General features: G+C 44.3%; 17 protein-coding genes. 16 read left to right on the top strand and 1 reads right to left on the bottom strand.

All coding sequences use genetic code 11. The features are described from left to right. Positions 1-4: 4 nt before the first annotated feature. The 13 genes from spoIIIAC to nusB all read left to right on the top strand — a co-directional run bounded on the left by spoIIIAC (position 5) and on the right by nusB (position 9,526). Positions 5-202 carry a stage III sporulation protein AC gene (gene spoIIIAC, locus DSBG_RS06765; protein ID WP_009624064.1) on the top strand — a complete coding sequence of 66 codons (198 nt, stop codon included), beginning with the start codon at positions 5-7 and terminating at the stop codon, positions 200-202. 11 nt (positions 203-213) lie between these two features. Next, positions 214-600, top strand: coding sequence for a stage III sporulation protein AD (gene spoIIIAD / locus DSBG_RS06760; protein ID WP_068963417.1), 387 nt, complete (start codon positions 214-216; stop codon positions 598-600). 10 nt (positions 601-610) lie between these two features. Continuing rightward, positions 611-1,783, top strand: a complete 1,173-nt coding sequence (gene spoIIIAE / locus DSBG_RS06755; protein ID WP_068963416.1) for a stage III sporulation protein AE — start codon at positions 611-613, stop codon at positions 1,781-1,783. 13 nt (positions 1,784-1,796) lie between these two features. Further along, complete coding sequence (locus DSBG_RS06750; protein ID WP_068963415.1) at positions 1,797-2,378, top strand: stage III sporulation protein AF; 582 nt, start codon at positions 1,797-1,799, stop codon at positions 2,376-2,378. Positions 2,379-2,410: 32 nt separating this feature from the next. Then, entirely contained in the window at positions 2,411-2,974 is a 564-nt protein-coding gene (locus DSBG_RS06745) for a SpoIIIAG-related protein (protein WP_083236760.1), read from the top strand. Then, on the top strand, positions 2,974-3,552 hold the full coding sequence (locus DSBG_RS06740; protein ID WP_068963414.1) for a SpoIIIAH-like family protein: 579 nt from the start codon (positions 2,974-2,976) through the stop codon (positions 3,550-3,552). Before DSBG_RS06745 ends, DSBG_RS06740 begins: the two co-directional genes overlap by 1 nt. Positions 3,553-3,703: 151 nt before the next feature. After that, positions 3,704-4,063, top strand: coding sequence for a response regulator (locus DSBG_RS06735; protein WP_009624070.1), 360 nt, complete (start codon positions 3,704-3,706; stop codon positions 4,061-4,063). A gap of 259 nt (positions 4,064-4,322) precedes the next feature. Beyond that, the gene (accB, locus tag DSBG_RS06730) at positions 4,323-6,254 is read left to right on the top strand and encodes an acetyl-CoA carboxylase biotin carboxyl carrier protein (RefSeq protein ID WP_068963413.1); all 1,932 of its coding nucleotides are present in this window, start codon (positions 4,323-4,325) and stop codon (positions 6,252-6,254) included. Positions 6,255-6,265: 11 nt separating this feature from the next. After that, on the top strand, positions 6,266-7,612 hold the full coding sequence (gene accC, locus DSBG_RS06725) for an acetyl-CoA carboxylase biotin carboxylase subunit (protein ID WP_068963412.1): 1,347 nt from the start codon (positions 6,266-6,268) through the stop codon (positions 7,610-7,612). 270 nt (positions 7,613-7,882) lie between these two features. Continuing rightward, a complete protein-coding gene (locus tag DSBG_RS06720) occupies positions 7,883-8,278 on the top strand; it encodes an Asp23/Gls24 family envelope stress response protein (protein WP_009624073.1) in 396 nt (131 codons plus the stop codon). 53 nt (positions 8,279-8,331) lie between these two features. Continuing rightward, positions 8,332-8,847 (top strand): alkaline shock response membrane anchor protein AmaP, encoded by a 516-nt coding sequence (gene amaP, locus DSBG_RS06715; protein WP_068963411.1) that lies wholly within the window; start codon positions 8,332-8,334, stop codon positions 8,845-8,847. After that, positions 8,844-9,092 carry a DUF2273 domain-containing protein gene (locus tag DSBG_RS06710; RefSeq protein ID WP_040413377.1) on the top strand — a complete coding sequence of 83 codons (249 nt, stop codon included), beginning with the start codon at positions 8,844-8,846 and terminating at the stop codon, positions 9,090-9,092. The genes amaP and DSBG_RS06710 overlap by 4 nt, the downstream gene beginning before the upstream one ends. A gap of 11 nt (positions 9,093-9,103) precedes the next feature. After that, positions 9,104-9,526, top strand: coding sequence for a transcription antitermination factor NusB (nusB, locus tag DSBG_RS06705; protein ID WP_068963410.1), 423 nt, complete (start codon positions 9,104-9,106; stop codon positions 9,524-9,526). 446 nt (positions 9,527-9,972) lie between these two features. Here the strand turns inward: nusB and DSBG_RS22960 are convergent, their stop codons facing one another. Further along, complete coding sequence (locus DSBG_RS22960) at positions 9,973-10,146, bottom strand: hypothetical protein (RefSeq protein WP_176716203.1); 174 nt, start codon at positions 10,144-10,146, stop codon at positions 9,973-9,975. Positions 10,147-10,338: 192 nt separating this feature from the next. On the opposite strand from DSBG_RS22960, the gene DSBG_RS06700 reads away from it, so the two are divergent. The 3 genes from DSBG_RS06700 to DSBG_RS06690 form a co-directional block, all read left to right on the top strand. Next, a complete protein-coding gene (locus tag DSBG_RS06700) occupies positions 10,339-11,190 on the top strand; it encodes a bifunctional 5,10-methylenetetrahydrofolate dehydrogenase/5,10-methenyltetrahydrofolate cyclohydrolase (protein WP_009624077.1) in 852 nt (283 codons plus the stop codon). After that, the gene (locus DSBG_RS06695; protein ID WP_068963409.1) at positions 11,190-11,825 is read left to right on the top strand and encodes a cyclodeaminase/cyclohydrolase family protein; all 636 of its coding nucleotides are present in this window, start codon (positions 11,190-11,192) and stop codon (positions 11,823-11,825) included. Before DSBG_RS06700 ends, DSBG_RS06695 begins: the two co-directional genes overlap by 1 nt. Positions 11,826-12,076: 251 nt before the next feature. After that, positions 12,077-12,493, top strand: a 417-nt coding sequence (locus DSBG_RS06690) for an exodeoxyribonuclease VII large subunit (protein ID WP_176716202.1), incomplete at its 3' end; no start/stop codon positions are given.

The raw sequence follows: 12,493 nt of genomic DNA, 5'->3' as shown, positions 1-12,493 counted from the left end.
GGGAATGAGCTTCAACCTTATCATAACTGTAGCAGGAATTGGAATTTTGGTCGGAGTATTAGCGTCCGTGCTGAATCAATCCGGTCGCAGTGAAATGGCTCAGGGTGTCACAATTATGGGTGTAATCGTGGTTCTCTATATAGTAGTCCAGTCTATTTCAGAATTATTTACCCTGGTTAAGAGTGTTTTTAACCTTTATTAGGGGGCTAAAACGTGGATATCTGGCAAATCGTAGGGCTAGCCCTGATTGTTACGGTTTTTTGTGTTGTTCTAAAGCAAATCCGACCTGAAATTGCGTTACAACTTTCAATTTTAGCGGGTGCTGCGATCTTTATTCTTATCTTAAGCAAAATTAAAGTCATCGTCGATTTGCTTCAGACTCTGGCAGATCAAGCTAATATCAGTTCATATTACTTACTCATTGTTTTGAAGATTGTGGGTGTTGCCTATCTTGCTGAGTTTGGTGCTCAAATCTGCCGAGATGCGGGCGAAGGCGCCTTAGCTACTAAAATTGAACTTGCCGCGAAAGTTGGGGTTATTGTCCTAGCGATTCCCATAATTGCAGCCATTACAGAGTCACTGGTAAGACTCGTTCCGTGAGGTGAATTATTTGAGGCGATTTCTCGTCAGTTTATTTATTTTTGTCATCTTACTGGGTGGGACAACTTCCCCTGTCCTTGCCGAGGAGGCTGCCTCTCAACCGCCGGAGAAGGTAGACCTTTTGCAAGAGGTTGATCTGAGTCAAATGCGAGGCTTTTTGGATCAACTGGATAGTGATGTAGAAAAGACAATGCCTGGTTTCTCTTTAACGCGTATCTTTGACAATTTGAAGACTGGGAAGTTAGATCTACGACCAGAAAATTTAGGGCAAACCTTACTAGCGATACTAGGGCGGGAAGTTTTAGGCAGTGCTCCGTTAATAGGCAAATTGCTTATGTTAGCCGTGCTTGGTGCCGTGTTAGGGCAACTTCAGGTTGCTTTTGGGGGAAGTGTTGGCAAAACAGCTCAGGTTATGACTTATCTTGTTCTGTTAAGTTTAGCCCTTACTTCTTTTCGGGAGGCGCTGAGTGTTGCCACGGGGACGATTGATCAAATGGTTGGCCTAATGCAAACATTATTTCCGGTGATGTTGACTTTATTGATTTCCATGGGGAGTCTGACCAGCGCAGCCTTATTTAAACCGCTCATCATGGGCAGTCTGACTGTTTTAGCAACTATTATCAAAACAGTTGTGCTACCCCTTTACTTTCTTGCTGCCATACTTAGACTATTTAATCATATCTCAGAACAGTTCAAGCTCAGTAAGCTCGCCGGACTTTTGGAATTCGCTGGCAAACTTTCTTTAGGCGTGATTATGACTGTGTTTATCGGAGTCATGACGGTTCAAGGGGTGACCGGAGGGGTTGCGGATAGCGTAGTTTTTCGCACAGCCAAGTATTCTGCGGATCTTGTTCCAGTCGTGGGTAAATTCTTTAAAGATGCCGTCGAACTTGTAATCACGTCCGGCTTACTGCTGAAAAATGCCGTCGGTATTATTACGTTGCTTGCCATTATTGTGATTTGTTTAGGTCCTTTGGTAAAAATTCTAGCGATGATTTTTGTCTTTCGTATTTCAGCGGCCCTCATCGAACCAATTGGTGAAAAGGCCCTTGCAGAAAGCCTACAGGATATGTCAAAGAGTTTAATTAATATATTAGTAACGGTCGCGTCCGTTGCAATAATGTTTTTTATAACTGTTGCCGTGGTCGTAGGTACGGGAACCTTTTCAGTGATGTTGCACTAAGGAGGAGAACATTGTGCAGACGTTACAGACTCTTGTACGTAATTTGGCGATAATTCTTCTATTGGCAACCTTTCTCGAGATGCTTCTACCTAATAAATCTATGCGTGGGTTTGTCCAAATGGTCATGGGGTTGTTTGTAATTTCAGCCGTTCTCACTCCAGTTACAACTTTTTTGCATACCCCTTTGGCAATGGAAATTCCAGCTTGGACAGTCACAACCCCCCAAGATTTACCTGCCATAGCCTCAGAAGGGCAGGGGGTTAAAGTTGGGCGGGATGCTGTCCAAGAGCAATACCGTCAGATTCTGGCACACCAGATCGAAGCACTCGCTGTAGGTACTAACGGAGTCGAGGCTGCGTCGGTAGACATTAAGTTTGAAGAGGGAGCGGGGGGAGTAACAGATCAGCCCAAGATTATTGGGGTTGTTGTTACCTTGACTTCTGCCAAAGGAGAGGTGGAGCCTATTCAACCTATTATCATCGGGCAGTCTCCTCTCGATCCGAAACCGCAGTCCGCAAGAGCTGAAGCAGTGCGAGAAAAAATTGCAACATTTATGAGTTTGGCAAAAGAAAAGATTCTCGTTCAAGAAAGTTAAAAATAACTAATTTTCAAGGAGGTATTAGAATCGTGAAGTTGTTGAAACTGATTTCGTCGGACAAAATGATAATTGGTCTCGTAGCGCTCATCGCGGTTGGGATGTCCTTCATTTACTTGGGGAAAGGATCTGAAAATCCAGTCCAGAGTATGCAGGCTAAGTCTACGTCAACGAGTGTATCAACAACAAATACAAAAATTGGTGCACTAGAAAAAGAACTAGAGAATAAATTACAAGTCAATATCCTACAGATGGACGGTGTAGGCAAAGTACAAGTTTCAGTTAGTTTTTCCACGGGTTTGAAAAATGAGTATGCTCGCAATCAAAATGTTACGAGAAGAACCTCAAAGGAAACGGATAAGAGCGGAGGAACTCGAGAAACGACGGAAGTCACGGAAAATAACCAAGTGGTCATGCCCAATGGCTCATCTCAGCCAGTTATGGTGATGGAAGATCGTCCAGAAGTAGCTGGGGTTTTGGTTATTGCTGAGGGGGCTAGAGATCCAAAAGTGAGAGAAGGCATTCATACAGCGATCCAGACGCTTCTGAATATCCCGAGCGCCAGAATTACTGTAGTACCAATGGGTGGAGTATAATGTTTAACCGTAAAAAAAAGCGACCGGTCGTGATGTTAATTGGTCACAAATCGAGGTTATGGCTAGGAGGATTCGCGGTATTAGCATTGATTCTTGGAGCACTTGGGGTAGGGGCGATGGCGGATATTTCACATACCGATTTTTCGGCCCAACCGAGTTTACCAGTAAGTGTTGCAGCGATGGATGGATCTTCAATTCAATTTCAAGTTGAAGCAGTAAAACCGGACCTCTCGGGAGAAAACTATTTTGTGAATTACCGCTTAAAACGAGAACAGTTTCGCCAGGAGACGAAGGCAATGTTAGCGGAGTTGCTAAACTCTACCGTGATGAAGACTAAAGAGCAAGCACAGGAAAAATGGCTTGAACTAAGTATGAAAATACAAAACGAAGAAGAAATCGAGAATCTGCTCAAAATTAAAGGGTTTCAAGATGCCGTGGCTGATGTTTTTGTGGAAAACGTCACTGTGATTGTTTATGCCCCTAGTTTAACACCCAATGAAGTAAGTATTATTCAAGACATCGTTGTCAGAGTAACAAAAGTCAGAATGGATAAAATAACTATAACAACCAAAAAATAGGTTGATCACTTCTGTAAAAAGTTCTTAATGTTGCAGGAAAACAACAGTACCGGCACGAATTAAAGTATAAATAGTCGTGGTTAAGAATGCGCGAGGTTCGAATCGGATCTCGTGCCTCGCACCTCGATATAGAAGGGTAAGGACACCGAGAATGAGCAAAATTCTTATTGCCGATGATGCAAGTTTTATGCGTCTGATGATTTGTCAGATTCTCGCCCGCAAGGGTTTGACGAACGTCATAGAGGCTGAAAACGGTCGGCAAGCCGTAGAACGTTTTATATCTGACAAACCTGACCTGACATTTATGGATATTACTATGCCAGAACTCGACGGATTGGCAGCGCTAGCAGAAATATTGGCAATTGATCCATTGGCAAAGGTGGTTATGTGTAGTGCAGTTGCCCACGAAAGTATGGTTCAAGATGCTTTAAAACGGGGTGCGGTTGACTTTGTTACTAAACCTTTTCGGCCAGAAGGGCTTTTAAGGATAGTTAGCAAGCATTTGAGCTAAAAAAATAGTGTTATTTTCGTAATCAAAGGCTTCACTTAGTTATGAGGCTGTTGCTCGGAATCGTGCGACAGCTTTTTTAATTTGTTCTGAAATACTGTATACTTAAGCTCATTGCGTTGATAAAGGTATCACTGCCCCATATAATGGTACCATATATATTCATGAGGACTATTGTCTCTCCTGAGTGGAAAGACAAATGAAAAACATTCATTGCAGGAATTTCTTAAAGATGGGGAGAATACAGAGAGGGGTAATGGCAGTGAAACCAGTCAAGATTACGGATACCACCTTGAGGGATGCACATCAGAGCCTTTGGGCTACGCGGATGCGTACGGAAGATATGCTGCCGATCCTGACAGAGTTGGATGAGGTAGGGTTCTTCTCATTGGAAGTATGGGGAGGAGCCACTTTTGATGTCTGTTTGCGTTTCTTGGGTGAGGATCCTTGGGAACGGTTGCGACTGATCAAGAGCTACGTCAAAAAAACGCCGTTGCAAATGTTGCTCAGAGGCCAGTCTTTAGTCGGGTATACTCATTACCCGGATGATGTAGTACGGGAATTTGTGTCACTAAGTGTGAAAAATGGGATTGATATTATCCGTATTTTTGATGCGTTAAATGATGTTAGAAATATGGTCGTTCCCATGGAAGCGGCTAAAGCGGCAGGAGCGCATGTTCAGGCCTCGGTTGTTTATACAATTAGTCCCGTTCATACGACTGAACACTACTTGGAAACAGCCACGGCACTGGTGAAGCTCGGCGCCGATTCCATTTGTATCAAGGATATGGCTGGTTTGCTCACTCCGTTTAAGGCTTTTGAGTTGGTTACGTTACTGAAAAAAGAATTAGGAATTATGATCCATTTGCATAGCCATTACATTGGTGGAATGGCCGTCGGGGCGTACTTAAAGGCTGCAGAAGCAGGGGTGGACGTTATTGACACCGCCAGTGTTCCGATAGCTTTTGGGGCAAGCCAACCACCGGTCGAAACAGTTGTTCGAGCGTTTCAAGAAACGGAATATGATTCAGGTCTAAATCTACGTGATTTGTTTCATATAGCAAAGTATTTTGAAGCCCTGCGCAAAAGCCGTGGGTTTGACCGCGGTGTGACTCGGATTACGGACATGAGAGTGTTTGATCATCAGGTTCCAGGAGGAATGATTTCCAACCTTGTATCGCAACTAGAAGAACAAAAGGCTTTGGATCGCATTCATGATGTGTTAGATGAGATTCCCAAGGTTCGAGCTGAGTTAGGCTATCCTCCGTTGGTAACTCCCGCCAGCCAAATTGTTGGAACACAGGCCGTATTAAATGTTCTGAGTGGGGCAAGATATAAATTAATACCGGGTGAAGTAAAAGCGTATGTCCGTGGTTTATATGGACGTCCCCCGGCTCCGATTGATCCTGAAGTCCAGAAGAAAATCATTGGGGATGAAGAACCGTTGACCGTGCGTCCAGCAGATAAACTAGAACCCGGAATGCCTAAGGCAGAACGGGAAAGTGCAGGCTTAGCTCGTTCCCCAGAAGATGTCATTAGTTATGCCATGTTCCCTCAAGTTGCCAAGAAGTTTTTTGAGGGACGAGAAATAGGTGTCATCCCAAGAGAAGAGCCAAAAGTAGCCAAGGTAACAAAGGAGACAAAGGAGACAGTGGAAACGACCAAAACAGGCGCCGCTTGGTTATCTAAGGAGGATTCAAAAATGAATTTGAAAGAAATTAAAGAATTGATAAAGCTTATAGATGAAACTGAAATAAGTGAATTAAATCTCGAAAGTGATGGAGTAAAAGTAGCCATTCGTAAAGGACCAAGTGTGGTTACTGGAGTTCCAGTCATGGCCCCCACTCATCAACAACCTGCTATAGCTCAAGTTGCTGCTAAACCTGTGGTTCAAGCACCTATTGTCGAGGCGCCTTTAGCCACAACAGCAGCACCGGAACCCATTGTTTTAGAAAACACGGAATCGATTGTTTCTCCTATGGTGGGGACGTTTTATCAATCGCCGGCTCCTGATGCACCTCCTTATGTGGAGTTGGGTCAACTAGTCAAAGTAGGGCAGCCAGTTTGCATTCTGGAGGCCATGAAACTGATGAATGAGATTGAATCTGAAGTAGAAGGCAAGATCATTCAAATTTTAGTAGAGAACGGGCAACCCGTTGAATACGGCCAACCACTGTTCATCATTCAAAAATAAGGAGAAATTGCATGTTTAAGAAAGTCCTGATTGCGAATCGGGGAGAAATTGCTTTACGCGTCATTCGAGCATGTCGTGAACTTGATATTCAGACGGTCGCTGTTTTTTCTGAGGGGGATCGGGAAGCTTTGCACGTGAAGGCTGCTGATGAAGCAGTATGTATCGGACCGGTAGCAAGCGCCAAAAGTTATCTCAATATTCCGAATATAATTAGCGCTGCTGAATTAACAGGTGTTGATGCAATTCATCCCGGATACGGTTTTTTATCTGAAAACGCCCGTTTTGCTGAGATATGTGAATCGTGTGGTATTACCTTTATCGGACCATCTCCACAAGCTATCGAAACGATGGGAGATAAGGCTAAAGCACGTAAAACCATGATTGAAGCCGGTGTCCCAGTAGTGCCGGGTTCTAAAGAGATTATTAAAGATGAAGAAACGGCTGCCGCAATTGCGGAAGACATTGGGTATCCTGTTTTGATTAAAGCGTCGGCCGGTGGCGGAGGCAAAGGGATGCGGGTTGCCCAAAATTCCAAGGAATTGAGAAGTTCCATTCAAGCCGCTCAAAATGAAGCTCAGGCTGCCTTTGGTAACTCTGAGGTTTATCTGGAAAAATATGTTGAAGAACCTCGACACATAGAGTTTCAGATCTTAGGAGACAAGTATGGTAATGTCGTACATTTGGGCGAACGGGATTGTTCTTTGCAACGTCGCCATCAAAAACTTTTAGAAGAAGCACCTTCAAGTGCTTTGACTCCTGAGTTAAGGACGAAAATGGGAGCTGTAGCAGTCAAAGCGGCTAAATCAGCCAACTATTCAAATGCAGGGACAATTGAGTTCTTGTTGGATCGTCATGGAAACTTTTATTTTATTGAAATGAACACCAGGATACAGGTTGAACATCCAGTCACCGAGATGGTAACGGGGCTGGATTTAGTCAAAGAACAAATTCGTTTAGCAGCGGGTGAACCGTTGGGCTTTACGCAAAGGGATATTCAAATAAATGGCTGGTCAATTGAGTGCAGAATCAATGCAGAAAATTCGGATAAGAACTTTATGCCTTCCCCAGGAACAATCAAAATTTATCATGTACCAGGCGGCCCGGGAGTACGGGTTGACAGTGCAGTTTATCAGGGATATACGGTTCCACCCTACTATGACTCGATGGTTGGAAAATTGATTGTCTGGGGTGCCACAAGGCAAGAAGCTATTGCTCGGATGAAGCGGGCCCTTGAGGAATTCGTCATCGAAGGAATTTATACAACAATCCCATTCCAACTAAAGGTATTAGACAATGCCTTTTACCGACGTGGAGAGGTCTACACGAATTTTATCCAGCGTCGAATTTTAGGAGAATAGACTCGCAGTTAGGTGTTCGCAGTGTTGTTGTTCGAATTACGAACTACGAGTTTTGATTAAGAACCACGAAAATCGAATAGTAGCCTTTGCCAGATCAGCCTTGATTTGTTATAATAGCAACAATACTTGGATAAAGGAAACCTACATCAGATGGAGTTATAAACTCCATCTGATGATTTGTTAAACTTATGCAGGTGCTTAGTGCGTGACGCGATGTTCGATATCGAACCACGAACCACGAATATCGAACCACGATTTGGGGGTGAAGACATGGAAAGCTTGGGAATGGAGAATTCCCTCGGTTCTATTCGAATCGCTGATGAAGTTGTAGAAGTTATTGCTGGATTAGCTGCTTCTGAAGTGGAGGGTGTAACAGGCATGAGTGGAGGTCTTGTAGGAGATCTTGCACACATGTTAGGGAGAAATAAAAACCTATCTAAAGGGGTTAAGGTGGAAGTCGGCGAGCATGAAGTTGCCGTGGACCTCTTTATTGTGGTGGAATATGGCGTATCGATTCCGGGAGTTGCCTTGAGGGTGCAGGAATCAGTGAAGGAAGCCATTGAAAGCATGACTGGACTCAAGGTAGTCGAAGCAAATGTTCATGTACAAGGGGTAAATTTTAAACCTTTACCGGAAACCAAAGAAGAAGACTTTCGTCTGAAGTAGAGTTGGCCCCCCCTGGAAATGCCAGGGGGGGCTTCTGAAAGAGGGGACGATAAATGTTAGCCTATGTTTTGGGATGCCTTCTTATCTTTGGGGCACTTTGGATATTAGCAATGTCCACAGGGTGGGGGCTTCCCTATCTCCTTATTGTTCAAGGGCTTGATTGGTTAAAAGCGAACCCTTGGGAAAGTATTGTTCTGGCTGCATTCTTGCTTATGTTAGGTTTGCTTTTGTTTGTCCGACCGCGAAAAAGTACGGAGCGTTCGTTTTTGACGTCTTCAAAAGGAGGCGACGTCCGCATTTCTCAGGATGCTTTGCAGGAAATAATAGCTCGCAGTGCAATGGTATTGCCCGGCGTACTCCAGGTTCAATCAAGCCTAAGGGAGCGTGAAACCGGGCTTCAGATTATGGTCTCTTGCCAATTTGAGCAAGATGTTCTGATTCCCCAAATTTCCGCAGAACTTAAAGCAAAGGTCAAACAGGATGTCGAGCTTTACACAGGAATTCTAGTGACTGAGGTGAAAGTGCTCGTGCGTAGTCTGGAAAAGGCCCGTTTGGCACGCGTCCGATGAGTGGGTTGTGGCTGAAAATTGAAGAGCAGATTTCACGGTTTCTGGTTTGGGCCATCGGCAATCATCCGGGCAAGCTCATCGGAACATCCGTTGGGTTTTTGTTGGGTATATTGATAGTGACGCTTGGTTTTTGGCGGACACTGGTTTTAACCATGGTTACTGTCTTAGGATTCGTCTTAGGAAAGAGTCAAGATGATCATAATATTATTACAGCTTGGTTGGAAAGAATTTTACACAGATACTAGGAGGAATTCCATTGAGTCGAAGATTAGCCCGTGAAACAGCATTACAAGTGCTTTTTCAAAGGGACTTAACGAAAGAACCGTTGATTGCTGCAGAAGCTGTGCAACGTTGGGCCGCAGAGTTTTCAGTCCCTGAGGCCAGTATACCCTTTACTCAGGAACTAGTAGATGGGACAATAGCCCATCAGAATGAAATTGATCTAAAGATTGCGGCCTTTGCGCAGGAATGGACCATTAGCCGTATGGCAAATGTGGATCGGAATGTGATGCGATTAGCCACCTACGAGATTCTTTTCCGACCGGATATTCCAGGTCGAGTAAGTCTCAACGAAGCGATCGAACTAGCGAAACGTTTTGGAGGAGAAGAATCAGCAAAGTTCGTCAATGGTATTCTTGATCGGATCGTTGACAGTGTCTCGAAAGTAGAGCAAAAATAGAACCGAGGTTCCCTCTTTGGATTTGCTCTGGGGAGGACCGATTTTCTGCACGCGTCTGCGAGTTCCGCCGCTGGCTCGCTGGACGGTTCGCGAGCGCGTCCGAACCTCTGGGCATTTCTGCATGTGAACCGAACTTCATTTGTGGCTCACTTATCTGCTATCTCGTCTAGATGAGGAGACATTCAAGAAACGTCAAAACTTAGTTTTGGCGTTTCTTGATATTTGCAGGCGAGAAATTCAAGCCAGAGGAAGTTTCTTAGCTTAGAGAGCGCTTTAGCGGAATTGCGTCAATGAGCGCAGACGATAAGGCGTGAAGAAACGCAACGGGACTTGTCCATGGATGGACTGATGCCGCGGTGCCCGAAGACACTGTCTTCGCACGTATTAGCCTTCTTGCAGGATGGCAAGGAGCGGCGGACATGCAGAATAGCCCAGAGGTTTTGCGTTTAAGTCTTAGCGACAAGCGAATAGCAAATGAAGCGTGTGCGATCACGATAGTCTCCAGTACGATAGTCTCCAGTGGAGAGTATCGCCGAAGCCGTGATCCCTAGAGGAATTCTTACCGGCGTAGGATAGAGTATCGCCGAAGCCGTGATCCCTATAGAAATACCTTCCGGCATAGGATGCTAAGAAACTTCCTCCCCTATGTATGCAATTTTCTTATTTTTCTATTTATTTTCCTATAATTTGAGAAGGAAAATGCATAACCATCTCGAACAATTAATGTATAGCTAGTAATTTGATTGGATCTTGGTGTAGGGTTGCAGGCAACTTACATAATTAGATCGGTATTATTGAAAGGAGTGTGTCAATTGGCTCAACTATTAGATGGTAAAGCGGTGTCAAAGATTCTTAAGGAAGAAGTTACTCAGGAAATTGCGCAGTGGAAAGAAAAAGGGGTGCAGCCTAAACTTGCGGTAATTCTTGTTGGAGATGATCCGGCTTCGGTAGTTTATGCACGGTCAAAGCAAAAAGTGGCTGAGGGCATGGGTATGGCCTTTGAACTTTTCGTGATGCCAGCAGATTCTAAAGAAGCCGATGTATTAGAGCGGATTGATGGCCTAAATCGTGATCAGGCAGTTCATGGCATTATGATTGAACTTCCTCTTCCTAAAGGACTTTCGAAAGAAAAGATCATGGCGGCAGTACTACCAGAAAAGGATGTAGATGGTGTACATCCCATTAATCGAGGCTATATTTTAAGCGGTGAGGACGGACTTTTTCCGGCTACTCCCCAAAGTTGTATCGAGTTGCTTTTGCGCTCAGGTGTTGAGATTGGTGGAAAACATGTCGTTATTGTCGGTCGTGGTGAAACCGTGGGTAAACCCCTTGTTTTTCTCATCTTGAAGCATAACGCTACTGTGACCATTTGTCACTCCAAAACAAAGGACTTAGGATCATTTACTCGGCAGGCTGATATTTTGATTGCGGCTGTGGGTCGTGCTAAGATGATCAAAAAAGATATGGTCAAACCAGGTGTGATTGTTGTTGATGCAGGGATCAACGAAATTCCAGGGGGAATTTGCGGAGATGTGGATTTTGAAGCTGTCCAAGAAGTGGCCTCGTTGATTTCTCCAGTACCGGGTGGAGTTGGTTCTTTGACCACTGCATTGATTATGCGGAATGTTCTGAAAGGAATTGTTCTCCAAGGGGGAACACGTTAATGGATATGAATAAGGTTTGGGAATGGACGACAGAAGAATTTCTGACAGTATCAGCTAGTTCGGCACCGACACCGGGCGGTGGTAGTGTTTCTGCTTATGTTGGAGCATTAGCTGCATCAATGACCTGTATGGTTGCTAACCTTACGATTGGTAAGGAGAAATATAAAGATGTAGAACCCCAAGTAAAAGAGATCTTGACTCAGGCAGAAGCAACATTGGACGCTTTAAAATCTGGATTGAGTCAGGACATCGCTGAATTCTCGCATTTTATGGCGGCCTTAAAATTACCAAAAGGCACAGATGAAGAAAAAGCTGTGCGTACAGGGAAATTGCAAGAGGTTTTAGTTTCTGCTACGAATACTCCGCTTGGGATTGCTCAGAATTGTTTCAAAGTTCTGCAATTGGCCCAGGAGTTAGCGCCGATTGGTAACACGGGAGCGATCAGTGATGCAGGCGTAGCTGCCTATTTAGCGGAGAGTGCACTGAAATCTGCGATGCTGAGCGTAGATATCAACCTCCCTCAGATTAAAGATGAAGGGTATAAAGAACGGGTTCTGGCTGAACGAACAAGACTATTCGAACAAGCGGCTGTTATTTGTGCGGAGACAATTGCTGTCGTACAAAGTCGACTATAAGTGCAAGGCATGAGGTCCCATTTATGGTGTTTGTAATTAGTAGCGGCTATTCATGAACTATGGAAATTCGCTTAAATGAAACATAAGCTTCAATTGAATTTTGTGGATTTATATAGAGTTGTACGCTCAAAGCGTGAAGTTCCAGATTTGATCTTAGCGCTTTGGGCTTCGCGCATCGATATAGAAAAGGGGGGAGGAATTATTTCTTCCCTCCTTTTCTATATGTTATGATAGGCTATGAGGTGAAGTTTGTGCCGAAAATTTGGACGGTATCCGAGATTGTAGGTCAAATCGGCGAAGTCCTGCAGGATCAAATGGATTTACAAAATTGTTGGATCAGTGGTGAACTTTCGAACTTTAGGAACCATCGTGCATCTGGGCACTGGTATTTTACCCTGAAAGATGAGTCCTCCAGCCTTAAGGGGGTCATGTTTAGAAGCCGGTCAGAACGTGCGCGTTTTGTCCCAACAGATGGATTAAAGGTTATGATTCGCGGAAACATCCGTATGTATGAACGGGAGGGGACGATTCAATTCTATGCCGAAGAGATGGAACCTAGCGGGCTCGGTCAACTCTATTTGGCTTTTGAGCAACTCAAAAAAAAGCTTGCTGAAGAAGGGTTATTTGATCCGATCCTGAAAAAAGAAATTCCCCGTTTTCCGCAGTGT

This window comes from Desulfosporosinus cupriresistens (assembly GCF_001707885.1).
Lineage (GTDB): Bacteria > Bacillota > Desulfitobacteriia > Desulfitobacteriales > Desulfitobacteriaceae > Desulfosporosinus.
Note: the sequence above shows the minus strand (reverse complement) of the source record. Positions and strands in the feature narration are given on the sequence as shown.